A 23,194-nucleotide genomic window follows, 5' to 3' on the forward strand; every position below is an offset into this window, starting at 1 on the left:
GTATGCTGAACGGCATGCGAGATCATCAAGCCGCGCGAGCGGAACTGCGCGGCGCGTGCGAGCGGTGCTTCGGGCTCTGCTGCGTCGCCCTGCCCTTCGCCGCCTCAGCCGACTTCGCGGTCTCCAAGGACGCCGGCACACCCTGCCGGAACCTGCGGGACGACCAGCGCTGCGGCATTCACGCCACCCTGCGGCAGAAAGGATTCGCCGGCTGTACCGTCTACGACTGCTTCGGGGCCGGGCAGCGGGTCTCGCAGGTCACCTTCGAAGGACGGGACTGGCGTACCGGGCCGCCCGAGCGCGCCCGCCGCATGTTCGACGTGTTCCCGGTCGTCCGGCAGCTGCACGAGCTGCTGTGGTACCTGACCGAGGCGCTCGCCCTGCCCGCCGCCCGCTCCCTCCACGACGAGCTCCGCACGGCGCTGGAGCGGACGGAGGAACTGGCCGGCGGCACCCCCGAGCAACTCGCCGCCCTGGACGTGGCGGCCCACCGCCAGGAGGTCAACGTCCTGCTGCTGCGCACCAGCGAGCTGGCCCGGGCCGGCACCAAGGGCCGCAGGAAGGACCGCCGGGGCGCGGACCTCGTCGGGGCCCGCCTCAAGGGCGCCGACCTGCGTGGAGCCACGCTCCGCGGCGCGTACCTCATCGCCGCCGACCTCACCGGCGCCGACCTGCGGGGCGCCGACCTGATCGGCGCCGACCTGCGCGACGCGGACCTCACCGACGCCGACCTGACGGGGGCGTTCTTCCTCACCCAGCCGCAGCTCAACGCCGCGCGGGGCAGTGCCGGCACCCGGCTGCCGGCGTCACTCACCCGCCCCGGGCACTGGGTGGCGCAGGTCTGAGGCCGGCTCGCGCACCGGCGTCCGGCGCTCCGGGAGCAGCCGCAGGCCCTCCGGCATCAGCGTCAGCCGTTCCGTGACGCGCAGCCGGTAGGCCGGATCGGGCCGCAGCTCGTAGCGGCGCAGTAGCAGGCCGAGCACCAGCGTCGCCTCGTGCAGCGCGAACTGGCGCCCGATGCAGGCCCGCGCCCCCGTCCCGAAGGGCTTGAAGGTGTGCGGGGCCCGGGACCGCACCGCCGGTGCCTCGAAGCGGTCCGGGTCGAACCGCTCGGCGTCCGCGCCCCACACCTCCGGGTCCCGGTGCAGCATCGGAGTCAGCACCAGCGCCCAGGCCCCGCGCCGCATCGGGTGCTCCCCGGCCAGCACGGTGTCCTCGCGGGCCTCCCGGGCGAAGGCGGGCGCGGTGGGCCACAGCCGCAGCGACTCGTCCAGCACCCGGCGGACGTAACGCAGCCGGGCCACCTGCTCGTAGGCCGGTTGCTCCGCGTCCGCCCAGACCCGCTCCACCTCGGCGCGGGCCCGGGCGGCGACCTCGGGGTGGCGGGAGAGGTAGTGCAGGGCGAAGGAGAGCGCGCCCGACGTCGTCTCGTGGCCGGCGACCAGGAAGGTGATGACCTGGCGGCGCACGTTCCGGTCCGCCAGCCGCTCCCCGGTCTCGGGGTGGGCCGTCAGCAGCATCCGGTCGAGCAGGTCCCCGTCCCCGCCGCCCCCGGCGCGCCGGGCCCGGACCAGCTCGTCGACCGTGTGGTTGAGATAGGCGATGTCGGCCGCGTTGCGCCGGCTCGCGCCGCGCAGCAGCAGCGGGGCCAGCGGGAAGGGCACGGTGTTGAGCCGCTGCGCGTAGGTCAGGGTGCCGACCATCGCGGTGACGAAGGGGTGCGGCCGGGAGCGGTCGAACGAGCCGAAGTCGTGCCCGAAACCGGTCCGCGCGATCGTCTCCAGCGTCAGCTTGGTCATGTCGCCCGGCACGTCCACCGTCCGGCCCGAGGCCGCCGCCGCGTCCCAGTGCCCGGTCAGCCGCCGCGCCACGGACAGCATCATCGGGTGGTAGCCGGCCATCGCCTCGCGGCTGAACCCGGGGGCGAGGACGTCGTGCGCCAGCTGCCAGTTGGGCTCGTGGTTGTACGCCGTGAACAGGCCGTCCCCGGCCACGGGCCGCAGGTTGGCGACGCCGAGTCCCACGTGCTTGGCGAAGCGCGTCTCGTCCGCGAGGTCGGCCGTGTGCCGGGCGCCCCAGACGAAGACGAACTCCTTGCCGAAGGCCTTGCGCCGGAAGACGGGCCCGAGTTGACGGGCGTAGCGCAGGGAGTCCTGCACCGGGGTGCGCCGGTCGACGCCCACGACGTCCCCGAGCAGCGGGATCCGGTGCGGCGGGTGCGGGATGCGGTCCAGCTCCGGCCAGCCCAGCTCGGCACTGCGGAAACCCTTGGGCTGCTGTGCCCGTGTCGGCGCCTCCGTCATGGCGCGATCTCCCTTGATCCAGCGGTGGCTTGGCACGTGTTGTACGTGAGTTCAATAGCGCGGTTCAGTCTGGTCCCGCTGTTGAACCGGCGTCAAGTAAAGTGCGGGCATGGCCGCGAATCAGGGCGGGCGCACGCGCCGCCGGCTCAGCACCGAGGAGCGCCGGGCGCAGCTCCTGTCGGTCGGGGCGCGGCTGTTCTCGGAGAACCCCTACGACGACGTGTGGATCGAGCAGGTCGCCGAGATCGCCGGGGTCTCGCGCGGGCTGCTCTACCACTACTTCCCGACCAAGCGGGACTTCTTCGCGGCCGTCGTCGAGCGTGAGAGCGAGCGGATGCTGCGCATGACGGCGGCGGTGCCCGGCGTCCCGGTGCGCGCGCAGCTCACGGCCGGCCTCGACGCGTTCCTGGAGTACGTGCGGGCCCACGCGCACGGCTACCGCGCCTTCCATCGCGCCGACGCGGCGGGGGACCAGGCGGTACGGCGCGTCTACCAGCGGGCCCTGGCCGCGCAGGAGCGGCAGATCCTCGCCGCCCTCGCCGCCGACCCCGAGTTCGGTCCGTCCTTCCAGGAGCGCCCCGAGGTGCGGCTGGCGGTGCGCGGGTGGCTGGCCTTCACCACGTCCGTGTGCCTGGAGTGGCTGCGCGACGCCGAGTTGAGCCGGGAGCAGGTGCGCGATCTGTGCGCCCGCGCTCTGCTGGGCGTCCTCACGCCCTGAGAAGCCTCGTGGAGATCACGTGTCCGGGTTGGCGCGCACTCCGATCTTCGATAGGTTAGGCAAGGCTTACCTAAGGAGGTCTGGGATGGGTGACGACAGCCACAGCTGGACGGCGGCCCCCGCCGCGGCGGAGCGGGCACGCTCGGTGCTCGCCGCCGCGTGGTCCTGCTCGGTGACCGCGGAAGGCACGCGGGAGGAACTGGTCGGGGCGCACACGGTCGCCGAGGACGGCCGGGTGACGGTCGCCGTGCCCGAGGACAGCGCCCTGCTCGGTGCCGCGGTCTGCGCGCCCCGCGGCGAGCCGTCCGCGGTGCTGGAGTTCGCCGACGTCGCCCCCGTCCCGGTGCGCAGCCGGATCCGCGCCCGGCTGTGGCTCGCCGGCTGGTTCGCCGTCGAGGAGGACCGGCTGGCGTTCACCCCGACGCGGGTGGTGCTGCGCCGGCCGTCGGGCGCCGTGGCCGTGGACCTCGACGAGTTCGCCGCGGCCCGGCCCGACCCGCTCACCACGGCCGAGGCCCGGCTGCTGACCCACCTCGCCGACTGCCACGCCGACGCGGTCGAGCGGCTCACCCGGCTCGTCGAGCCCGACAGCCTGCACGGAGCGGTCCGCGTCCAGCCGCTCGCCGTCGACCGGCACGGGCTGACGCTGCGCATCGAACGCGCCCGGTCCCACGGCGACGTACGCCTGGCGTTCCACCGCCCCGCCGACGACGTCGCGCAACTGACCGAGCGGATGCACGTCCTGCTCGGCCAGGCGGCCGCCGCCTCCTGCCCGCGGGCGCTACAGCGGCAGCGCACAGACGGCGACCGGTGAGGGGAACGATTCTCCAGCGGGCCGCAGGGCGCCGCTCGCCCCGTCCACGTGGAAGACGGTGACGCTGGAGGACTTCTGGTTCGCCGCGAACAGCAGCGTGCCCTCCGGGGAGAAGGCGATCTGGCGGGGGAAGTCCCCGCCCACGGGCACGGTGTCCAGCAGCCTCAGCCGGGCGCCGGCCGCCTCGATGGCATAACGCGTGAGGCTGTTGTGGCCGCGGTTGGCGAGGTACGCGAACCGGCCGTCCCCGGTCACCAGGAGCTGCGCCGGGTAGCTCGTCCCCGTGCCCGTGCCCGTGGACTGCGCCGCGCCGACGCGCAGCCGCCCCGAGGCCGGGTCGTAGCCGCAGACGGTGACCGTGTTGCCGACCTCGTCGGCGAGGTAGGCGTACCGGCCGCCGGGGTGGAACGTCAGATGCCGGGGCCCCGCGCCGGGCCGGGTCCGTGCCCGGGCGACCTCGGTGAGCGTGCCGGACTTCTCGTCGAGGCGGTACGTGTAGACGGTGTCCGTCCCCAGGTCTACCGCGAGCACATGGCGCCCGTCCGGACTCGTGACGAACTGGTGGGCGTGCGGCCCGTCCTGGCCCGGTCCGGGCGGCGGGGCGGAGTGCCGGACGAGATCGGTGCGCTCGCCCAGAGCCCCCGAGGCGTCGATGGGATGCACGGCCACGCTGCCCGACCCGTAGTTGGCGCTGAGCAGCCAGCGGCCGCCCGGATGCACCGACAGGTGGCAGGGGGCCGCCCCGCCGGTGCTCCGGCTGCCCAGCACCGTGCGGTCGGACAGCCGCACGGCCGTGACGGCGCCGTCGTCGCGCTCGTCCACCGCGTACAGCGTGCGCCGGTCCGGGTGGACCGCGAGGTACGACGGGTCACCGACGCCGGTGATCGTGCCCGTGCCGGTGATCCGGCCCGTCTCCGGGTCGTACGTCGCCAGGCCGATGCCCTTGCCGCCGTCCTCCGCGGAGGCGTAGGTGCCCAGGTAGAGGGGCCGGGGCCCGGAGGGGCGCCGGGCCTCGGGGGAGGGGTCCGTGCCCGGGGAGGAAGAAGGCGCCGCGGCCTGGTCGGGCGCCGGGGGGCCGTCGCAGGCGGGCAGCGCCGCAGCGGCGGCCCCGCCCGCGAGCACGCCGACGAACCGGCGCCTGCTCCAGCCAGTGTCCATGTCGCCCCTCAGGTCGTCACTCGTCCCCGTCACGGACAGCCACCTTGACGTGGATCACCTGCCGGGTGCAACACCGGCACCGCGCGCCGCGAGGGCCGCGGACGCCCTCGGGGACGCCATAGACGTCCCCGGGACCATGAGTTGCTGTCCCCGGGGCTGCCGATGGGCGTCCGCCGGGGCTGCCGGCTGCTCTGCCCGGGATGCCGTGGGCCGCTCCCGGGGACTGACGGCTGCTCCCCGGTGGGCGTCCGCCGGGGCTGTCGGCTGCTTTGCCCGAGGATGCCATCGGCCGCTCCCGGGGACTGCCCATGGCATTGGGCAGAGCAGCCATGCCGTGCCCGGGCGTGGACGAGTCCTCGTCCCCGGGCGCTACCAGTCGGCGCCCCCGGCATGACCCGTCGCCGCTTCCCGGCCACGACCAGCCGATGTCCCCGCCCCGGGCGCTACCAGTCGCCGTCCTCCACGGGCCGGCCCGGTGTGTCCTTCAGCTGCTGGACCTGTCCGGGCGCGGGCGGCTGCCACGGCTCGTGGTCGTCACCCAGCCAGTCGCCGACGGGCTTCACGGCCTGGAGTGCGTCCGGGGCCGTCAGGTCCTCGGCGTCCTGGTCGTAGTAGTCGAACCAGGGCAGGCCCGCCCGGGTGTACGCGGCCCGGTCCACCGGGGAGGGCGGCGCCGCCTCGCCGGTGATGCGGCGCCACTCCGGCGGCGTCACCAGGTGCACGAACACCCGCCCGGCGGCCTGCCGCGACCAGTCCGTGAGCGGCCGGTCGTCCGCGTAGACCTCCTGCCGCATGGCGCCGCCGACGCCCAGGCCCATCGCCGCGGGCGCGCGGGGCGGGCCCGCCGGTGCGGCACCGGCGGGCGCAGCGGCCGCCCGGGGCGCGGGCGGGACGGAGCCGGGGGCGGGCGGCGCCGCCATGGGCATCGGGACACCCGCACCGCCGGCCGGGGGCGGTGCCGCCACGGGCATCGCCGCGCCGAAGCCCTCGGGTGCGCCGAAGCCCCCCGGCGCGCCGACGGGCCCACCCGCCGCCGGGGCGCCGTATCCGGTCGGCGCGGACGCCGGCCGCGCCTGCCCCAGCCGCCGCTGCTGAGCGCGCCACGCCGCCAGCTCCCGGTCGTTCAGCGGGAAGGCCCGCAGCTGGACCCCGCCCCACACCTCCTCGCCCGTGACCTGCCCCTCCACCGTGGCGCCCAGGCCGAGCGGGACGGCCACGAACTGCCGCACCGTGCCCGTGCCGGAGTTGATGCCGTCCAGCCAGGGCTGGCGGGGCAGCACCACGTAGTTCTGCGGGTCACGGGACAGCGTGTCGCTCCAGGGCCGGCCCGAGACCGCGCACACCTTGCCGACGCCGACCTGCAGCGCGGCCGGCTCCGAGGTGCCCCCGAAGTGCAGCCACATCGCCTCACGCAGGTACACCGGCAGCATCACCCCGCCCCGCGCCCGCATCTCCTCGGGCACCCGGTCCGCGAAGTCCGCCACCCGGCGGACCGGGAACTCGCCCAGCCCCGGCGGCAGCGGATGCGTGCCCGTCTCCGGCAGGCGCAGGGTGCGGATGAACCGCACGGCCACTCCGCCCGGCAGCCGCAGTGTGTTCCCGTCGATCCGCACGGTCGTGTCGGCCATCGGCCCGCCCCCTCGCCTCGCCGCCGGCCTCCTGCCGGCTTCCCTCAGCGAGAACGCCCGCCGAAGCCCGCGCGGTTCCGCCACAGCTGCTCCTGGACGCCGAGACGCTCCCGCAGCCGGGTCAGACGCGGCATCCGGGCGCGCTGTTCCGCCGACACCCGGTCCAGCTCCTCGAACAGGCGCTTGGTGCGGTGCTCGGTGTCCATCTCGTCGAGGATCCGGTTGACCTCCGTCAGGACGGCGCCGGCCAGCTGCCAGTTCCCCTTGTCGCGCTCGGCCTCCTCGCGCAGCAGCACGGCCAGCTTGTCGCGCGTGGCCGCGGCGGAGCGCAGCTCGGCGGCGAGACGTTCCTCCGCCGACTCGGCGCTCGCGCTCAGATGGGTCGTGACCAGCACCGCGAAACTGACCACGGCGTCAGCGATCTCCGACAGCAGCTGCTCCAGCACGGCGCCCGTCTCGGAAGCGAACAACGGCTCCGGCTCACGCTCCTTCGCGAGGTCGGTCAGGGTGCGGGCGAGCACGCGCAGCACGACCGTGCAGATCTCCAGCGTGTCCAGGCCGGTGCGCAGCACCACCCGGTGCAGCAGGCCCTCCCGCACGCGCGGGTTGAGACGCAGGCTGTCCTCGGCCTGCCGCAGGGCGGCGTCCACCTCGACGATGTCGTGGTCCAGGCGCCGCGCCTCGTGCAGCCGCTCCGCAGCGCGGTCCACGGGCGGCGCGCCGGCGGCCTCCTCGCCCATGCGGAGCATCAACTGCCGCAGCCGGCGGGCCAGCCCCTCGATGGACGCGCCGGCCTCCTCGACCCACACCGGCGGCGCCAGCAGCAGATTGCAGCCGAGCCCGACGACCGCGCCGATCAGCGTCTCCAGCACCCGGGCCCAGGCGGTGTCGCCGACGGTGGTGACCCCGAGGACCAGCATGGCGCTGATCGCGACCTCGGGAACGTACTCCTCCACCCGTACCAGCCGCCCGACCGCCAGCGAGGCCACGAGCAGCAGCGCCAGGCTCCACCAGGTCAGACCCACCAGCAGGCTGAACGCGATGGCGACGAGGACGCCGGTCACCACCGCGTTCACCCGCCGGAAGCCGTTGGTGATCGTGGCGTACAGCGTCACCTGGACGACCAGCAGGGCCGTCAGAGGGGCGGTGAGCGGTGCCTTCTCCGGACTCAGCCGGAGCGCGATGACATAGGCGATCGTCGCCGCGAACGCCGACCGCAGTGTCTGGACGACCACGGGATCACGGCGCTTGCGCAGGATCCTGCCGGCCTGCACGGTCCACTCACGTACCTCTCGCATCCTCGGGCTGTTCCCCTTCCTCCGGCACCGAACGCGTCCATGAAGGACGTTAGTGCCGTCGGGTACCACGGGCGACCGAGGGAGATCACGGGAAAGATCACACGTACAGCTTGTCGAGGAACGCGTGCAGGTTCCCCCTGGTCCGCGCGATCTGCTCCTCCAGGGTGAGGCTCTCCTCGAACCGGGCTCCCGACTCCGGCTCCTTCTTCCCGCGCAGGTACAGGGAGCAGGCGAGATCGGTGCACATGTACGCGCCGACGGAGTTGCCCTCGCGGCCGGCCGCACCCGCCTTGGGCGCGGTCATCAGCGAGACACCGCCGCGCGGGTGCGTGGTCAGGCAGAGCGAGCACATGCTGCGGTGCAGGAAACCGCGCTGCGCGGCCTGGAACCGCATCGTCACCCCCACCAGCCGCCCGTCCCGCTCGGTCACCAGATAACTCCGGTCGGGCGCCCCGGGGTCGCGCCACCCGAGGAAGTCGAGGTCGTCCCAGGGACGCTCGGCGAGGTCCCGGGGCACGGCCAGCCGCTTGGCCTCCCCCTTCGAGCAGTTGATGAACGAGGTGCGGATGTCCTGCTCGGTGAGCGATCTCATGGGGTGAGCTCCTGGTCGTCGTACCGAAACCTAGGGGTCCTAGGTTTCCGGGGACAGGGTAGGCATCACCGGCGACGGGGAGCCAATGGATTTCCGGGAGGCCGCCTCCGCGCGGGCCCGGGCCGCTCCGCGCCATGTGGCGGCCCGCTCGACGGGCCCGCCGCCAACGCCCGGCAGCGCAGCGCGCCGGACTCTGCGGCCCCCCTACCCGGCGACCACCGCCTCCGGCGGCCAGACCCCTGGGGCCAGCACGCCCAGCGCGTAGGCCCGGGCGACGAGTTCCGTGCGGTTGGCGGCCTGCCAGCGGGACGACAGGCGTCGCAGGTGATAGGTCACGCCGTCGGTGGTGAGGCCCGTCTCCCGGGCGACCCGGGCCGTGGTGGCACCGGCGGCCAGCAGCGCCAGGATCCGCGCCTCCGTGGGCGTGACCCGGGCCCGGCCGGCCGCCGGCGCGGCGGAAGGGGGCCGGTGCTCGCCGTCCACCCGCAACATGACCAGCAGGGCCGGGGTCTCCTCGACCGTGTCGCTGACCGGGTCCGCCGTCAGTTCCCCGTACCGCTCCGTGCCCCCGGGCGCCCGCCAGCGCACCGACACCTGATAGCGCGAGCGGTGCCGCAGCCGCAGCGCCTCGGCGATCCGCTCGACCTGTGTCGTCTCCCGCGGGACGAACAGGTCCAGCACGTCACGGCCGCGCAGCCGCCCCGGCGTCACACCGCACTCCGCCGCCATCGCCGGATTGGCCAGCAGCACCGCTCCGTACACGTCGCACACCGCGACCGGCATCGCGACCCGGTCGAACAGGAGCAGGGCGCGGTTGCGCCACCGCACGGCCTCCAGCCGGGCCAGGTCCACGAGCCCCTCCTGCCACGCCGGGCCGCTCCCACGCAAGAGCGACGCCACTGCTTGTACTACACAATCATGTAGCGCGGAGAACCGGGCCGCCGGGGCCCGTGGACCACGCTGGACGCAGTACTCCCGTACCGCGAAAGGCAGTTGCCGCGTCATGCGCCCCACCGGACCGACTTCCCCCACCGGACCGACGCCCCCCACCGCACCGACCCCCCTCACCGCGGACTCCCTCCCCGGCGTCCCCGTGGCCGACATCTCCGCCACGGGGCCCGGGAGCACACCCGTCCAGCAGGCCATGGACCTCATGCGCGCGCACGGGCCCGTGTTCGTCCGGCGGCTGCACGGGCGGGACACCCTGTTCGTGGGCGACCCGGACCTCGTGGCCGACCTCGCCGACGAGCAGCGGTTCGCCAAGCACATCGGGCCCGGGCTCGAGAACGTCCGCGCGTTCGCCGCCGACGGCCTGTTCACCGCGTACAACGACGAACCCAACTGGGCCAAGGCGCACGACATCCTCATGCCCGCCTTCGCGCTGGGCTCGATGCGCGCCTACCACCCCGTCATGCTGAAGGTGGCCCGCCGCCTCATCGCGTCCTGGGACCGCGACGCCCGCGCCGGGCGGCCGGTGAACGTCCCCGACGACATGACCCGCATGACGCTGGACACCATCGGCCTGGCCGGCTTCGGCTTCGACTTCGGCTCCTTCGAGCGGGCCGAGCCGCATCCCTTCGTGGAGTCGATGGTCCGCTGCCTGGAGTGGAGCATGACCCGCCTCGCCCGCGTACCGGGCCAGGACCACTCGGCCGCGGACGCGGCCTTCCGGGACGACTCGGCCTACCTCGCCCGGGTCGTCGACGACGTCATCGCCGCCCGCGCCGGCACCGGCCGGAGCGACGCCGGCGACCTGCTCGGCCTGATGCTCACCGCCCGGCACCCGGCCGACGGCACCACGCTCGACGCGGCCAACATCCGCAACCAGGTCATCACCTTCCTGATCGCCGGGCACGAGACCACCTCCGGCGCGCTGTCCTTCGCGCTGTACCACCTCGCCAAGGACCCCACGGCGCTCGACCTGGTGCGGCGCGAGGCCGACGCCCTCTGGGGCGACCGGGAGGACCCCGAGCCGACATACGACGAGGTCGGCCGGCTCGCCTACACCCGCCAGGTCCTCAACGAGGCCCTCCGGCTGTGGCCCACCGCGGCCGTCTTCGCCCGTGAGGCCCGCGAGGACACCCTGATCGGCGGCCGCGTCCCGCTGCGCGCCGGACAGGCCGCCCTGGTGCTCACCCCGATGCTGCACCGGCAGCCCGTCTGGGGCGACAACCCGGAGCTGTTCGACCCCTCCCGCTTCACGCCCGAGGCGGAGGCGGCACGCCCCGTGCACGCCTTCAAGCCCTTCGGCACCGGGGAACGCGCTTGCATCGGAAGGCAGTTCGCGCTGCACGAGGCGACCATGCTGCTGGCCATGCTGGTCCACCGCTACCGGCTGCACGACCACGCCGGCTACCGCCTCACCGTCAAGGAGACCCTCACGCTCAAGCCCGAGGGCTTCACCCTCACGCTGACCCCGCGCACCCCGGCCGACCGTACCCACCCCCCGCTGCCCGGCGCCCTCCCGGCCGGACGGACCCCCGCCGCCGAGCCGCGGGGCCTGCCCGCCCGCGTCCGCCCCGGCACCGCCGTCCTCTTCCTGCACGGCAGCAACTACGGCACCTGCCGGGACGTCGCCGCCCGGCTGGCCGACGAGGCCGCCGCCCTCGGCTGCGACACCCGGGTCGCGCCCCTGGACGCCTGCGCCGGCGGGCTGCCCACCGACCGGCCCGTCGTCATCACGGCCGCCTCCTACAACGGCCGCCCCACCGACGACGCCACCGCCTTCGCCGCCCGGCTCGAGGAGGACCACGACCTGTCCGGAGTGACGTACGCGGTCCTCGGCGTCGGCGACCGCAACTGGGCCGCCACCTACCAGCAGGTCCCCACCCGCGTCGACGAACGGCTCGCCGCGTCCGGCGCCACCCGCATGCTGCAACGCGCCGCCGCCGACGCCTCGGGCGATCTCACCGGCACCGTCCGCCAGTTCACCGCCGCTCTGCGCACCACCCTCCTGGAGCGGTACGGCGACCCGGACGCCACCACCCCCCGAGACGGCGAACCCACCGCCGCCTACGCGGTCCGCGCCCTGACCGGCGGCCCGCTGGACGCCCTGGCCGCACGGCACGGCCTCGTCCCGATGCGGGTCACCGAGGCCCGCGACCTCACCGCGCCCGGCCACCCGCGCCGCAAGCTCTTCCTCCGCGTCGCCCTGCCCGAGGGCGTCACGTACCGCACCGCCGACCACCTCGCCGTGCTGCCCGCCAACGCCCCGGATCTCGTCGCCCGCGCCGCCGCCGCGCTCGGCGCCGATCCGGACACCGTCCTGGACATCCGCGCCACCCGCCCGCGCCGCGACGGCATCGCGGTCGACCGGCCCGTGACGGTGCGTCACCTGCTGACGCATCACGTCGAGTTGCAGCAGCGGCCGAGCGCCGGGCAGCTGGCCGCGCTCGCCGCCGCCGACCCGTGCCCGCCCGAGCGCGCCGCGCTGGCCGCCCTCACCGGCGACCCGCGCACCCTCGTGGAGATCCTGGAGGACCACCCGGGCCTGCGCGGCGCCCTGGACTGGCCGGAGCTGCTGGACCTCCTGACCCCGATGCGCCCGCGCCCCTACTCCATCTCCTCGTCGCCGGCCACCGACCCCGGCCATGTGGACCTCATGGTCTCGCTGCTCCAGGCTCCGGCCCGCTCCGGCCGGGGCGTCCACCGGGGCACCGGCTCCGGCCACCTCGCCTCGCTGCGGCCCGGCGACACGGTGTACGCGCGCGTGCAGCCGTGCCGCGAGGCCTTCCGCATCGACCCCACCGCGACCACCCCCGTCGTCATGATCGCCGCGGGCACCGGTCTCGCCCCGTTCCGCGGTGCCGTCGCCGACCGTGCCGCGGCCCTCGCGGCGGGCGCCGAACTCGCCCCTGCCGTCTGCTACTTCGGCTGTGACGCACCCGGCGCGGACTTCCTGCACGCGGCGGAACTGCGCGCCGCCGAGGCCGCCGGGGCCGTCCGTCTGCGCCCCGCCTTCAGCGAGGCCCCCGAGGGCGAGATCCGGTTCGTGCAGCACCGTATCGCCGCCGAGGCCGAGGAGGTCTGGGCCCTGCTCGCCGCCGGAGCGCGCGTCTACGTCTGCGGCGACGGTTCCCGGATGGCGCCCGGAGTGCGGGAGGCGTTCCGTACGCTGTTCCGCAAGCACACGCCGGACGCCGACGAGACGGCCGCCGAGCGGTGGCTCGACGGGCTGATCGCCGAGGGGCGCTACACGGAGGACGTGTACGCGGCCGGCTGACCGCGGACGCAGGGGAGGGGTGGGCGCACGGTGGTGGACTCCTGGGAACGGGCCCGGCACGTCCTGGAGGGGGCGGGCCTGGATCCCGGCCGCCTCGCCCACCTCGCCCCGATGTCCGGCGGCACCTACAACACCGTCGAGGAGCTGCGCCTGAGCGACGGCGGCCGCTACGTGCTGAAGATCCCGCCCGGGGCCGCCGTCCCCGGCCTGCGGCACGAGCGCGGCCTGCTGGTGTCGGAGGCCGAGTTCTACCGCTCGGCCGCCCGCGCCGGGGTCACGGCACCGCGGCTGGTCTCCTTGGGCGACGGATTCCTGCTGATGACGGCCTGCCCGGGCGAGCCGTGGGACGACACCCTCACCGACGCGGAATACACCGCCCTGCGTCAGGAGCTGGGCCGCCAGGTCGCCCGGCTGCACCGCGTGACGGGCCCCGGCCACGGCTACCCCTCCGGCGCGCTCGGCCCGCTCGCGCCCCACTGGCGGACCGCGTTCCCGGGGATGTTCGGCGCCGTGCTGGACGACGCCCGGCGCTACGGGGCCCGGCTGCCCCGGCCCGTCGACGCGATCGCCGGCACCGCCGCCTCCGCCTACGGCGCCCTCGACGAGGTCACCGTCCCGTGCCTGGTCCACTTCGACCTGTGGCGGGGCAACATCCTCGTCGACCGCTCGGCCGGGCGGGCCCGCATCGGCGGCCTCATCGACGGCGAGCGCATGTTCTGGGGCGATCCCCTCGCCGACTTCGTCTCCCTCGCGCTGCTGGACGACATCCGCGGGGACGAGGCGTTCCTCGCGGGCTATCGGGAGGCGGGCGGCCGAGCCGTGTTCGACGCCCCGGCCCGCCTGCGCCTCGCCCTGTACCGGGCGTACCTGTACCTGATCATGCTCACCGAGACGGTCCCGCGCGCGGTCGGCGAGGAGCGGCGGCGCCGCGTGGAGCAGGCCGTCGGGCCCGCACTCGTGGCGGCGCTGGACGAGATCACGGCGCTCACCGGGGCGACCGGTTAGCTCACATCATGAAATAAGGGGTGGAGGAAAGTCGCGCCGCTCCGGTCACCGACGGTATGTTGCAGGTCGGACCGGGGATGCGGGAGGGGCCACACATGGCGGGGCGGAACGGGCGCACGGTACGCGACCTCAGGCGGGCCAACCGCACGGCCGTGCTGCAACGGCTCTACTTCGACGGCCCGCTCAGCCGCTTCGAACTCGGCCCGGCGACCGGCCTGAGCTCCGGCTCGGTCAGCAACGTCGTCGCCGACCTGGTCGCCGACGGGCTGGTCGAGGAGGCCGGCAGCGTCGACTCCGACGGCGGCCGTCCCCGTACCCTGCTGCGCGTCTCGCCCGGCAGCGGACACATGATCGGCGTCGACGTCGGCGAGACCCGGGTCCGCGTCGAGCTGTTCGACCTCACCCTGACCGAACTGGCCCGCGCCGAGCGCCCGCTCACCCCGCAGCGGTACGAGGTCGAGGTCATCGTCGACCACATCCGCCACGGCATCGCCGAGGTGCTCGACGCGGCCGGGCTCGCCCCCGAGCGGCTGCTCGGCGTCGGCATCGGCGTCCCCGGCATCGTCGAGCGCACCCCCGAGCGCGGCGCCGTGGTGCACGGGCAGACCATCGGCTGGGACGCCGTGCCGCTGGAGGCCCTGCTGCGCACCGGCTCCCCGCTGCCGGACACCGTGCCGTACGTCATCGACAACGGCGCCAAGACCCTGGGCCAGGCCGAGATGTGGTTCGGCGCCGGCCGCGGCGCCCGCAACGCCGTCGTGGTCCTCTTCGGCTCCGGCGTCGGCGCCAGCCTCGTCACCCCCGACGCCGGCCAGGGCCGGGCGGTCGAATGGGGGCACCTGACCGTGCGCGTGCGGGGCCGCCGCTGCCGGTGCGGGGCGCTGGGCTGCCTGGAGGCCTACGCGGGCGCCGAGTCGCTGCTGGCCCGCTGGCGGGAGGAGGGCGGCCGGGTCCCGGACGGGACCGACGAGGAGACCGCCCTGACCGCGATGCTCGCCGCCGCCTACCCCGCCGGGGAGGCCGAGCCCGACCCGGTCGCGCTGGCCGTCCTGGAGGAGACCGCCGAGTACCTGGGCGCGGGCCTATCCGACCTGATCAACCTGTTCCAGCCGGAGCGCATCCTCATCGGCGGCTGGGCGGGCCTGGCGCTCGGCTCCCGCTTCCTGCCCGCAGTCCGCCGCCACGCCCTGTCCTACGCGCTGCGCCACCCCGCCGGGAAGGTGACCGTCGACCTCGGCCGGCTCGGACCCGACGCGGTCACGGTCGGCGCGGCGATCCTCCCGCTCGCCGACTTCTTCGCGCGCGGCGGCCGGCGTCCCGACCCCGAGCCGGAGTCCCCCCTCCCGGCGTGGCGCACGGCGCTGCAGGAGCGGGCGCCGCGCTGAGGTTTCGCGGATCACCGCGGAGGTACTCGCGAGGCGCCCGACGACCGAAGGGAGCACGCCGTGACCGACCACCGCCTCGAAGCACCCGGCGAGAACGGTGATCCCGTCCCGCGGGACATGCCGGACCAGCAGGCCGACGCAGGCGAGGACCCGTGGGAGGTCGCACCGCGCTTCACGGGTACCGGCAAGGACGACGAGGACCGGGCCGAGGAGGCCGACGGGTCCGGCGAGCCGGCGCAGGACGTCCCCGACACCGACGAGGCGGGGACGGGCCGGCAAGGGGCACCGCGCCCGGGAACGGGACAGAGCGAGGACCCGGTGCCGGACGAGCCCTCCGGCTGAGGCCGAGGAGGGCACACCGAGGGCCGCGGCCGACAGTGGGGGTCGGCCGCGGCCCTCGTCGCTGTCCCGGGGCCGCCCTCCGGCGGGCGGCCCCGCACCGGGAATCACCCCACCTTGCGGCCCCGCAGCGGCTCCGTCCGCGCCCCGCCGCCCTGCTGGAGACCTTCGAAGAACTCCTGGAGCACCTCCGTCGCCGTGCGCTCCGGCTCCCAGCCCAGTTCCGTACGGGCCCGGGTGGAGTCCATCAGGGGCAGCCGCAGCACCGCGTCGAACAGATGCGGCGAGGCGGGCAGCAGATGCAGGCCCCAGGCGGCGGCGATCGCCGAGCGGGCCGCCGTGCGCGGCAGCCGCACCGGGCGCGCCCCGAGCATCTCGCCCAGCATCCGCGCGTCGACCGCGGGCTCGGCGGCCAGGTTGAAGGCGCCGCGCACGTCCTTGCGCACGGCCAGCCGGTAGGCCCGGGCCGCGTCGTCCGTGTGCAGGGCCTGCAGGCGCAGACCGGGCACGTCGGGCAGGAAGGGCAGCAGCTCCGGGCGGGCCAGCGGGCCCGGCAGGAACTTGCCGCCGAAGATCCGGCGCTGCTCGCTCGCGGACTCCCACTTGAACAGGAACGCGGGACGCATCCGCACCACCCGCGTGGCGGGGTGGTCACGCTCGAACGTGTCCAGCGCACGCTCCAGATAGGCCTTCTCCCGGCAGTACGCGGCGTCCGGCCAGCCGTGCGTCGGCCACGACTCGTCCACCGCGCGGTCCTTGGGACCGGGGGAGTAGGCACCGACCGACGAGGCGTGCACCAGCGCCGGCACCCCGGCCTCGGCCACCGCCTCGAACACCCGCATGCTGCCGAGCACGTTGGTGCGCCAGGTCGCCGCCGGATCGTGCGTCGGCTGGAACGCCCAGGCGAGATGGACGACCGCGTCGGCGCCCCGGAACCGCTCCACCAGGTCGGAGCGCTCGGCGGCCAGGTCGACCGCGTCCCAGTCCGTCTTCGGGGGCGACCAGTCGGGAAGGCGCCGGGCCAGACCCAGCACGGAGCCGACCTCGGGATCCTCGGAGAGGAGACGCACCACGCTCGTGCCCACGTTGCCCGTGGCGCCCGTGACGACGACCCTCATGCCCGTTGCGCTGCTCACCTCTGGCTCCTTCCGGCCGAGTGGTTCCGCGGAGACGACCGAGTACCCGGGTGGGACGGATTGCACGTGGGGGGCGCGCGGGCAGTAGGAAGCCCCGGCCGGACGGGGGAATCGCGGCCGGGGCGGCTCAGGGTGGGCGCGGAGGGCGGTCGCCTCTCGGCGAGGGGCTCCACAGGGCTTCAGCCGAACGATCGTCCCTGTGGGCGGATGGTGAGGCCCGGGGACACTGTCCCCTCCGCACCCACGTGTCGTTCAACGGCCAACTACCTCCGGGTGTTCCATCCCCGTCCGCCGAACGGCGTGAGGTGCGTCACGCCCCCTCGCCGCCGGGCATGGTCTCCGCCCAGAGGTTCTCCGCCTGGAGCAGCAGCGTGCCCAGCACCGCCGTGTGAGCGGCACCCTCCCGCGCGTGCCCGCGCAGCCTGTCCTGCAGCTCCTCGTGGAGTTCCCGCAGCGCCTTCTCCGTCTCGTCGTCCGGCCGGCCGCGCGGATCGCCCTCGCGCAGACGGTCCGCCTGCGCGAGGCAGGCGTCCCCGATCAGCTCCAGCATCCGCGCGTACGACCGCAGGGCCCGGCCCTCGGGCGGGGCCGGCGTGCGGTTGTCGTCGACGGACACCGCCAGGGCCCGGGTCAGCGCGGTGACGTGCCCGGTGACCCGGCCGAACCGCTCGTCCTCCTCCACCGGCGGCAGGGCGGCCCCGTGCGGGACGCGGTGCAGGGCGCGCAAGGGCGCGTAGGTCAGGCGCAGGCTCTCCTGGCTCCACCGGCGCGCCGAGTGCAGGGCCTCCAGGCGGTGTTCCAGCCCGGCCGAGGCGCTCAGCCAGCCGGCGGCGGTCTGCGCGTCCCACTCGCCGTCGCGCAGGTCCGCGGCGACGGTGTGCAGGACGTCCCCGACCTCCCGGGCGAGGGCCGCCAGGTTCTCGCGCACGTCCCGCAGGTGGATCGGGGGCAGGATCAGCGCGTTCACGGCGACGCCGATGACGGCGCCGAGCGCGGCCTGCCCGATCCGGTGCCCGATGCCGGACAGGCTCACGGTTCCCGCCGCGAGGGTGAACAGGGCGGTGGTCGCCGCGTAGATGCCCTGGTCGCCGAAGCGAGGCCAGTTCGCGAGCAGCATCAGCACCGGCACGGACAGGGCCAGGGCCCAGGTGGTGTCACCGGTGACGGCCTGCGCGCCCGAGGCGAGCAGGGCGCCGACGCAGATCGCGCCGAACTGCCGGGCGCCCTGCACCAGCGAGCTGTAGACGGTGGCCTGCACCAGCACCAGCGCCACCCACGGTGCCATCAGCGCCAGCGGATCGCCCATCCAGACGCCGCCCACCAGCCAGGCGATGACCGCGGCCGCCGCGGCCTTCAGCGACTGGACGACCAGATCCCGTTCCCGGCCGGGCCCCCGCCAGGCCGCCCGCATCGCGTCCCGGGCGGCCCGGGTCTCCCGCCGCACGGCGTCCACCGGCTGCACGGCCCGGATCCCGTGTTCCAGATTTCGGATCCGGCCCGGGGCCGTCGCCGCCACCTTCAGCCGCGGACCCGGCGCCGGGCCGGTGCCCGTCGCCGTCGTGTCCTCCTTGCTCCGCCGGCGGAAGGCGCCCGCCCTCCGCCGCACCCCACTCGTCACACGCGTCATGCGCTGCGGGTAACCGGGTGACCGGCGGTATCACTTCCGGGTCAGGCCAGCGGACTGCCCGCGAGGGCGGACAGCAGGTGCGCGGGGTCGGCGTAGACCGCGTCCGCGCCGGCCTCCTCCAGGTCCGCGCGCGGGATGCCGCCGCACAGCACCCCCACGCAGCGCACGCCCGCCCTGCTGCCCGCGCGCATGTCCCACACGGTGTCCCCGACGAACACCGCCCGCTCCGCCGGCACCCCGGCCAGCTCCAGGGCGTGCTCGACCGGCTCGGGAGCGGGCTTGCCCGCGTCGACGTCGTCGGCGCTCGCCGTGGCCGTGATGGCGTCGTCCGCGTCGATCGCCCGGCGCAGCGCGCCCAGCTCCGCGCCGCCCGCCGACGTGGCCAGCACCACCGCCCAGCCGTCCCGGTGCAGCCGCCGCAGCAGCTCCCCGGCCCGCGGCAGCGCGGGCAGCCGGTCGAAGTACTGGCCGTACAGCGCCTTGTGCCCGGCGCTGATGTCCGCGTCCTGGTCGGGGTCGCGGTCCTCGCCGAGCAGATGGGCGACCAGGTCGGTGGACGGCAGGCCCACGGCCCGGTGCACGGCGTGCATCGGCACCCGGTGCCCCGCCTGCCGGAAGGCCTCCCACCAGGCGACGACATGCAGATGGTTGGTGTCGACCAGGGTGCCGTCGACGTCGAACACGGCCGCGCGTTCCATAGGTTCGGTTCCTTCCTCTCGGCCGCGCGAGTACCACGTCAGGCCGGCGGCACGCGCCGCTCACGGGTCCAGGCCAGCAGCTCGTCCAGGGACCACGCCGTCACCACCCGCTCGGGCGGCACCCCGCACTCCTCCGCCCGCGCGCACCCGTTGATCTGCCAGTCCAGCTGTCCCGGGGCGTGCGCGTCGGTGTCGATGGAGAACAGCACGCCGGCCGCCACGGCCCGGCGCAAGAGCCGCCGCGGCGGGTCGAGCCGCTCCGGCCTGCTGTTGATCTCCAGGGCGGTGCCCGTCTCCGCGAGCGCCGCGAACACCTCGTCCGCGTCGAACTCCGACTCCGGCCGCCCCCGCCCGGTCAGCAGCCGCCCCGTGCAATGGCCGAGCACGTCGGAGTGCGGATCACGCACGGCGGCCACCATCCGCCGGGTCATCGACCGGGCGTCCATGCGGAGCTTGGAGTGCACCGACACCACCACGACGTCGAGCCGCTCCAGCAGCTCCGGTTCCTGGTCGAGCGAACCGTCCTCCAGGATGTCGCACTCGATGCCCGTCAGCAGCCGGAACGGCGCCCAGGTCTCGTTCAGTTCCGCCACCACGTCCAGCTGCTCGCGCAGCCGTTCGGGTGACAGGCCCCGCGCCACGGTCAGCCGCGGCGAGTGGTCGGTCAGCACCGCCCACTCGTGCCCCAGTTCCGCCGCCGCCCGGCCCATCTCCTCGATCGGGCTGCCGCCGTCGGACCAGTCGGAGTGCAGATGGCAGTCGCCGCGCAGCCGTGCCCGCAGCTCCCGCCCGCCCCGCACGGCCGGTGGCTCCTGCGCCTCGGCCTCCAGCTTCTCCAGGTAGCCCGGCACCTGCCCGGCCAGCGCCTCACGCGCCACCTGCGCGGTCTTCGGGCCGACTCCCTTCAGCCGCTCCAGCGAGCCGTCCGCCGCCCGCCGGCGCACCTCGTCCCCGCCCAGCTCCCGCAGCACCCGGGACGCCGTACGGAAGGCGCGCACGCGGTAGGTCGGCGCCAGGGACCGCTCCAGCAGGAAGGCGATCCGGTCCAGTGCCTCCACGGGGTCCATCGCCACCTCCACCTCAAGGGTTCCCCAGCCCCCGGCGGCCCGCACGGCCGCGCCGCCGGTTTGCCCGGTACCCACCCGGGTACTGCGATGCCTCGTCCCACCCGCTTCGACGAGGAGGCACGCATGTCCACCCCCACAGCGCCCCGTGACCAGGTCGCCGTGGTCACCGGCGCCGACTCCGGCATCGGCAGGGCCACCGCCGTACGGCTGGCCCGGGCGGGCCTGGACGTCGGCATCACCTGGCACAGCGACGAGAAGGGGGCGCACGAGACGGCGGAGGAGGTCCGTGCGCACGGGCGGCGGGCCGAGGTCGCCCGGATGGACCTCACCCGGCTGCCGGACGCCGCCGGCGCGGTCGACGAGCTGTGCGAGCGCCTCGGCCGCATCGACGTGCTGGTCAACAACGCCGGCACCGGCACCATGACGCCCTTCCTCGACCTGGAGCTGTCCCAGGTGCGCGAGGTCCTCGACGTCGACCTCGTGGGGCCGTTCCTGTGCGGGCAGAAGGCGGCGCGGCACATGATCCGGCAGGGGGACGGCGGGCGGATCGTCAACGTCACGTCCGTCCACGAGCACCAGCCGCGGGTGGGCGCCGCCCCCTACTGCGCAGCCAAGGGCGGACTCGGCCTGCTCACCCAGGTCATGGCGCTCGAACTCGCCGAGCACGGCATCACGGTCAACGCCGTCGCGCCCGGCGAGATCTCCACGCCGATGACCGGGCAGGAGGACACCGACCCGCACACCGAGAGCCGTCCCGGCGTGCCGCTGGGCCGTCCCGGCGACGCGCGCGAGGTCGCCGCCGTCATCGCCTTCCTCGCGGGGCCCGACGCCTCCTACGTCACCGGCGCCTCCTGGAGCGTCGACGGCGGCATGCTCCGCATGGGTCCGCAGGCCGGCTCGCACCTGACCGGTCACGACTGGCGCCGGCCGTGAGCAGGCCGCGGTGAGACTGCGCACGAGCTCCTGCGAGGAACCGGGGTTCCGCCGCGTCCGCCACGGGCGCGGCTTCCGCTACCTGGACGCCGACGGCCGCCGGCTGTCCGACCCGGAGCACCTCGCCCGGATCAAGGCCCTGGTCATCCCGCCCGCCTGGCGGGACGTGTGGATCTGCCGCCGGGCCAACGGCCACCTCCAGGCCGTCGGCACCGACGACGCCGGCCGCCGGCAGTACCTGTACCACGAGGAGTTCCGCGCCCAGCGCGAGCAGGCCAAGCACGAGCACGTGCGCGAGGTCGCCCGCACCCTGCCGGAGCTGCGCGCCCGGGTCTCGTCCGACCTGGCCGGGCGCGGACTGAGCCGGGCCCGGGTCACCGCCTGCGCCGTGCGCCTGCTGGACCTCGGCTTCTTCCGCATCGGCAGCGACCGGCACACCCGCGACAACGGCACCTACGGCCTGACGACGATGCTGCGCGAGCACGTCGCCTGCGGCCGGGGCGAGATCGCCTTCAGCTATCCGGCCAAGGGTGGTATCGATCTCGTACGGGCCCTCGTCGACGAGCAGGCGCATGCCGTCGTGCGCGCCCTGCTCAGGCGCCGGCGGGAGGGGGAGCGGCTGCTCGCGTACTGGGAGGGGCGGGCCTGGCACGAGCTGCACAGCGCCGACCTGAACGAGGCGCTGCGCCGGCTGTCCGGGGTCGACATCACGGCCAAGGACTTCCGTACCTGGCACGCCACCGTCCTCGCCGCCGTCGCGCTGGCCGTCATCCCCGAGGCCGCCCGGGACACGGCCGCGGCCCGGCGCCGTCAGGCGTCGCGGGCCGTGCGCGAGGTCAGCCACTACCTCGGCAACACCCCGGCCGTGTGCCGTGCCTCCTACATCGACCCGCGCGTCTTCGAACTGTTCGAGCAGGGGGAGACGATCGCGCCCGCGCTCACCCGGCTGGGGGAACACGGCGACTTCGGGCGCCCGGCCACGCAGGGCGCCGTCGAGGCGGCCGTCCTCGACCTGCTCGGCCGCTGACCCGCGACCCGCGCTCCGGCCGGTTCCGCTCTACGCTCGATGCATGACCGAAAGCGCGAGCCCGTACATATCCCACCCGCGGATCATGGTGCTCGGGGTGCAGCCGGGCACACCGCCGTTCCGGATCGTGGAGATCGACGGCCAGGTGGTCGGGGAGGCCAGAGCCGTCACGGACGTCCTCGCGGCCGCGGCCGCGTTCGGTATCACGGTCCACGACCTGGACGACCCCGACACCGTCCGCTGGGTCGGCGGCGACAAGTTCACCTGGACCGTGCACTAGCCGTGTCGCCCCGCACGGCCGTGGCATACGATCTCCCGATCATGCCCGATTACGCCCACGGCACCGGCGCCCACGCGCCCGACGACCTCGCATCCCTGGTGGGAACCCGTCTGGGGCTGGTCTTCGCCGCCCGCGACAGCTCCTTCCTGGGTGCTTATCACCTCGCCACCTTTCCGGGCGGGCAGATGCGGATCCAGCCCAACAGGATCCCCGGTGAAGACGGCGAGGACGATCTGTACACGGAGGAGCTCCCGGCGGACTGGGTCCTGCTGCTCACCACCACGGACGCCGAGGACGCGGCGCTGGCGGCCCGCCTCGACGCACTTGACGGGCTGGTCCGCGTCGACGGTCCGACATGAGATCGGGGAGGTCTGACGCGGGGCCGGGGCGTCAGCTCTTCACCGGTGTCCTGGTGGCGCCGGAGCGGCGCGGCTTGCGCGCGTGGACCGCGCGGCTCAGGCGGCGGCCCAGGAGCAGGTAGCCGATCAGCGCGCCCGTCGTGTTGAGGATGACGTCGTCGACGTCGAAGGCCCGGCCCGTCACCAGGGCGCCTTGGGCGAACTCCACCAGGAGCATCACCACGGCGGTCAGCAGCAGCACGCGCAGGATGCCGCGGGTGCGGGGAGCGACGATGGGGACCAGCACGCCGAAGGGGATGCCCAGCAGGATGTTGCCGCCGATCTGCTTGACGGCGTCGCGCAGCTCCGGCTGGTCGAGATAGGCCCTGAGCGAGTCGCCCGGCCGCAGGTTGGTGTGGGTCAGGGCCTCCGAGGCGGGCGAGGGCTGGAGAGTCAGCCGCGCCAGCACCACCGCGAAGGCGACCATGAACGCGAAGGCGCAGAGCACCGCAAGAAGCCGGAGGGGCAGCGGAAGCGGGCGCCGCTCGCTCCCGGAATCCTCGCTACGGGGGCGTGAGGCTGCACCGGCCATGTCTCCTCCAGTCTTCAACGTCCTTGCCTGGTAC

Annotated in this window: 22 protein-coding genes; 11 read left to right on the forward strand and 11 right to left on the reverse strand. The window is 74.9% G+C overall.

Annotation, left to right across the window (positions count from 1 at the left end; translation table 11 throughout):
- Positions 1-2 precede the first annotated feature (2 nt).
- On the forward strand, positions 3-845 hold the full coding sequence (locus tag ACF07N_RS23930; protein ID WP_392116319.1) for a pentapeptide repeat-containing protein: 843 nt from the start codon (positions 3-5) through the stop codon (positions 843-845).
- On the opposite strand, the gene ACF07N_RS23935 is transcribed toward ACF07N_RS23930, so the two are convergent.
- A complete protein-coding gene (locus tag ACF07N_RS23935; RefSeq protein WP_392116322.1) occupies positions 807-2,303 on the reverse strand; it encodes a cytochrome P450 in 1,497 nt (498 codons plus the stop codon). The genes ACF07N_RS23930 and ACF07N_RS23935 overlap by 39 nt on opposite strands.
- Before the next feature lie 109 nt (positions 2,304-2,412).
- On the opposite strand from ACF07N_RS23935, the gene ACF07N_RS23940 reads away from it, so the two are divergent.
- Together ACF07N_RS23940 and ACF07N_RS23945 are read left to right on the forward strand one after the other, a co-directional pair.
- On the forward strand, positions 2,413-3,021 hold the full coding sequence (locus ACF07N_RS23940; RefSeq protein WP_392116325.1) for a TetR/AcrR family transcriptional regulator: 609 nt from the start codon (positions 2,413-2,415) through the stop codon (positions 3,019-3,021).
- An 85-nt stretch (positions 3,022-3,106) separates the two neighbouring features.
- Positions 3,107-3,835, forward strand: coding sequence for a DUF2470 domain-containing protein (locus ACF07N_RS23945; protein WP_392116328.1), 729 nt, complete (start codon positions 3,107-3,109; stop codon positions 3,833-3,835).
- Here ACF07N_RS23945 and ACF07N_RS23950 read toward each other — a convergent pair.
- The 5 genes from ACF07N_RS23950 to ACF07N_RS23970 all read right to left on the reverse strand — a co-directional run bounded on the left by ACF07N_RS23950 (position 3,803) and on the right by ACF07N_RS23970 (position 9,363).
- Complete coding sequence (locus tag ACF07N_RS23950) at positions 3,803-4,993, reverse strand: lactonase family protein (protein WP_392117032.1); 1,191 nt, start codon at positions 4,991-4,993, stop codon at positions 3,803-3,805. The two genes, ACF07N_RS23945 and ACF07N_RS23950, sit on opposite strands and share 33 nt — an antisense overlap.
- A gap of 443 nt (positions 4,994-5,436) precedes the next feature.
- A complete protein-coding gene (locus ACF07N_RS23955) occupies positions 5,437-6,621 on the reverse strand; it encodes a hypothetical protein (protein WP_392116331.1) in 1,185 nt (394 codons plus the stop codon).
- A gap of 44 nt (positions 6,622-6,665) precedes the next feature.
- Positions 6,666-7,919 carry an aromatic acid exporter family protein gene (locus tag ACF07N_RS23960; RefSeq protein ID WP_392116334.1) on the reverse strand — a complete coding sequence of 418 codons (1,254 nt, stop codon included), beginning with the start codon at positions 7,917-7,919 and terminating at the stop codon, positions 6,666-6,668.
- A 97-nt stretch (positions 7,920-8,016) separates the two neighbouring features.
- Positions 8,017-8,511 carry an FBP domain-containing protein gene (locus ACF07N_RS23965; protein WP_383332159.1) on the reverse strand — a complete coding sequence of 165 codons (495 nt, stop codon included), beginning with the start codon at positions 8,509-8,511 and terminating at the stop codon, positions 8,017-8,019.
- Positions 8,512-8,715: 204 nt separating this feature from the next.
- Positions 8,716-9,363 carry a PAS domain S-box protein gene (locus ACF07N_RS23970; RefSeq protein WP_392116338.1) on the reverse strand — a complete coding sequence of 216 codons (648 nt, stop codon included), beginning with the start codon at positions 9,361-9,363 and terminating at the stop codon, positions 8,716-8,718.
- A 151-nt stretch (positions 9,364-9,514) separates the two neighbouring features.
- Here ACF07N_RS23970 and ACF07N_RS23975 point away from each other — a divergent pair, with 151 nt between their 5' ends.
- The 4 genes from ACF07N_RS23975 (at position 9,515) to ACF07N_RS23990 (ending at position 15,465) form a co-directional block, all read left to right on the forward strand.
- Entirely contained in the window at positions 9,515-12,733 is a 3,219-nt protein-coding gene (locus ACF07N_RS23975; protein WP_392116341.1) for a cytochrome P450, read from the forward strand.
- A 30-nt stretch (positions 12,734-12,763) separates the two neighbouring features.
- Positions 12,764-13,738: a phosphotransferase family protein gene (locus tag ACF07N_RS23980; protein WP_392116344.1), complete on the forward strand. Its 975-nt coding sequence runs from the start codon at positions 12,764-12,766 to the stop codon at positions 13,736-13,738.
- A 95-nt stretch (positions 13,739-13,833) separates the two neighbouring features.
- Positions 13,834-15,123, forward strand: a complete 1,290-nt coding sequence (locus ACF07N_RS23985) for an ROK family protein (protein WP_383332151.1) — start codon at positions 13,834-13,836, stop codon at positions 15,121-15,123.
- A 60-nt stretch (positions 15,124-15,183) separates the two neighbouring features.
- Positions 15,184-15,465, forward strand: a complete 282-nt coding sequence (locus ACF07N_RS23990) for a hypothetical protein (protein ID WP_392116347.1) — start codon at positions 15,184-15,186, stop codon at positions 15,463-15,465.
- 104 nt (positions 15,466-15,569) lie between these two features.
- Here the strand turns inward: ACF07N_RS23990 and ACF07N_RS23995 are convergent, their stop codons facing one another.
- From ACF07N_RS23995 to ACF07N_RS24010, 4 genes are all read right to left on the reverse strand, one after another.
- Positions 15,570-16,598 carry an SDR family oxidoreductase gene (locus tag ACF07N_RS23995; RefSeq protein WP_392116350.1) on the reverse strand — a complete coding sequence of 343 codons (1,029 nt, stop codon included), beginning with the start codon at positions 16,596-16,598 and terminating at the stop codon, positions 15,570-15,572.
- Between the two features lie 310 nt (positions 16,599-16,908).
- Entirely contained in the window at positions 16,909-18,009 is a 1,101-nt protein-coding gene (locus tag ACF07N_RS24000; RefSeq protein WP_392117035.1) for an aromatic acid exporter family protein, read from the reverse strand.
- Between the two features lie 257 nt (positions 18,010-18,266).
- A complete protein-coding gene (locus ACF07N_RS24005; RefSeq protein WP_383587750.1) occupies positions 18,267-18,923 on the reverse strand; it encodes an HAD family hydrolase in 657 nt (218 codons plus the stop codon).
- Between the two features lie 38 nt (positions 18,924-18,961).
- On the reverse strand, positions 18,962-19,990 hold the full coding sequence (locus ACF07N_RS24010; protein ID WP_392117038.1) for a PHP domain-containing protein: 1,029 nt from the start codon (positions 19,988-19,990) through the stop codon (positions 18,962-18,964).
- A 123-nt stretch (positions 19,991-20,113) separates the two neighbouring features.
- On the opposite strand from ACF07N_RS24010, the gene ACF07N_RS24015 reads away from it, so the two are divergent.
- The 4 genes from ACF07N_RS24015 to ACF07N_RS24030 are packed head-to-tail and all read left to right on the forward strand — an operon-like array spanning position 20,114 to position 22,589.
- Positions 20,114-20,923 carry an SDR family oxidoreductase gene (locus tag ACF07N_RS24015; RefSeq protein ID WP_383587756.1) on the forward strand — a complete coding sequence of 270 codons (810 nt, stop codon included), beginning with the start codon at positions 20,114-20,116 and terminating at the stop codon, positions 20,921-20,923.
- A 10-nt stretch (positions 20,924-20,933) separates the two neighbouring features.
- On the forward strand, positions 20,934-21,950 hold the full coding sequence (locus tag ACF07N_RS24020; RefSeq protein ID WP_392116354.1) for a DNA topoisomerase IB: 1,017 nt from the start codon (positions 20,934-20,936) through the stop codon (positions 21,948-21,950).
- 43 nt (positions 21,951-21,993) lie between these two features.
- Positions 21,994-22,230 carry a hypothetical protein gene (locus ACF07N_RS24025; RefSeq protein ID WP_383336514.1) on the forward strand — a complete coding sequence of 79 codons (237 nt, stop codon included), beginning with the start codon at positions 21,994-21,996 and terminating at the stop codon, positions 22,228-22,230.
- Positions 22,231-22,271: 41 nt separating this feature from the next.
- Complete coding sequence (locus ACF07N_RS24030; RefSeq protein ID WP_392116357.1) at positions 22,272-22,589, forward strand: hypothetical protein; 318 nt, start codon at positions 22,272-22,274, stop codon at positions 22,587-22,589.
- 31 nt (positions 22,590-22,620) lie between these two features.
- Here the strand turns inward: ACF07N_RS24030 and ACF07N_RS24035 are convergent, their stop codons facing one another.
- A complete protein-coding gene (locus tag ACF07N_RS24035) occupies positions 22,621-23,160 on the reverse strand; it encodes a VanZ family protein (protein ID WP_392116360.1) in 540 nt (179 codons plus the stop codon).
- Between the last annotated feature and the right edge of the window lie 34 nt (positions 23,161-23,194).

This window comes from Streptomyces sp. NPDC015242 (genome assembly GCF_043079125.1).
Lineage (GTDB): Bacteria > Actinomycetota > Actinomycetes > Streptomycetales > Streptomycetaceae > Streptomyces.

What these genes read in the sequence shown, in the direction of transcription:
- ACF07N_RS23935 (WP_392116322.1), bottom strand. Translation starts at nt 2,303, where the DNA reads ATGACGGAGGCGCCGACACGGGCACAGCAGCCCAAGGGTTTCCGCAGT.
- ACF07N_RS23975 (WP_392116341.1), top strand. Translation starts at nt 9,515, where the DNA reads ATGCGCCCCACCGGACCGACTTCCCCCACCGGACCGACGCCCCCCACC.
- ACF07N_RS23960 (WP_392116334.1), bottom strand. Translation starts at nt 7,919, where the DNA reads ATGCGAGAGGTACGTGAGTGGACCGTGCAGGCCGGCAGGATCCTGCGC.
- ACF07N_RS23955 (WP_392116331.1), bottom strand. Translation starts at nt 6,621, where the DNA reads ATGGCCGACACGACCGTGCGGATCGACGGGAACACACTGCGGCTGCCG.
- ACF07N_RS24000 (WP_392117035.1), bottom strand. Translation starts at nt 18,009, where the DNA reads ATGCGGGCGGCCTGGCGGGGGCCCGGCCGGGAACGGGATCTGGTCGTC.
- ACF07N_RS24010 (WP_392117038.1), bottom strand. Translation starts at nt 19,990, where the DNA reads ATGGACCCCGTGGAGGCACTGGACCGGATCGCCTTCCTGCTGGAGCGG.
- ACF07N_RS24025 (WP_383336514.1), top strand. Translation starts at nt 21,994, where the DNA reads ATGACCGAAAGCGCGAGCCCGTACATATCCCACCCGCGGATCATGGTG.
- ACF07N_RS23945 (WP_392116328.1), top strand. Translation starts at nt 3,107, where the DNA reads ATGGGTGACGACAGCCACAGCTGGACGGCGGCCCCCGCCGCGGCGGAG.
- ACF07N_RS24030 (WP_392116357.1), top strand. Translation starts at nt 22,272, where the DNA reads ATGCCCGATTACGCCCACGGCACCGGCGCCCACGCGCCCGACGACCTC.
- ACF07N_RS23985 (WP_383332151.1), top strand. Translation starts at nt 13,834, where the DNA reads ATGGCGGGGCGGAACGGGCGCACGGTACGCGACCTCAGGCGGGCCAAC.
- ACF07N_RS23940 (WP_392116325.1), top strand. Translation starts at nt 2,413, where the DNA reads ATGGCCGCGAATCAGGGCGGGCGCACGCGCCGCCGGCTCAGCACCGAG.
- ACF07N_RS23950 (WP_392117032.1), bottom strand. Translation starts at nt 4,993, where the DNA reads ATGGACACTGGCTGGAGCAGGCGCCGGTTCGTCGGCGTGCTCGCGGGC.
- ACF07N_RS24035 (WP_392116360.1), bottom strand. Translation starts at nt 23,160, where the DNA reads ATGGCCGGTGCAGCCTCACGCCCCCGTAGCGAGGATTCCGGGAGCGAG.
- ACF07N_RS24005 (WP_383587750.1), bottom strand. Translation starts at nt 18,923, where the DNA reads ATGGAACGCGCGGCCGTGTTCGACGTCGACGGCACCCTGGTCGACACC.
- ACF07N_RS23930 (WP_392116319.1), top strand. Translation starts at nt 3, where the DNA reads ATGCTGAACGGCATGCGAGATCATCAAGCCGCGCGAGCGGAACTGCGC.
- ACF07N_RS23965 (WP_383332159.1), bottom strand. Translation starts at nt 8,511, where the DNA reads ATGAGATCGCTCACCGAGCAGGACATCCGCACCTCGTTCATCAACTGC.
- ACF07N_RS24015 (WP_383587756.1), top strand. Translation starts at nt 20,114, where the DNA reads ATGTCCACCCCCACAGCGCCCCGTGACCAGGTCGCCGTGGTCACCGGC.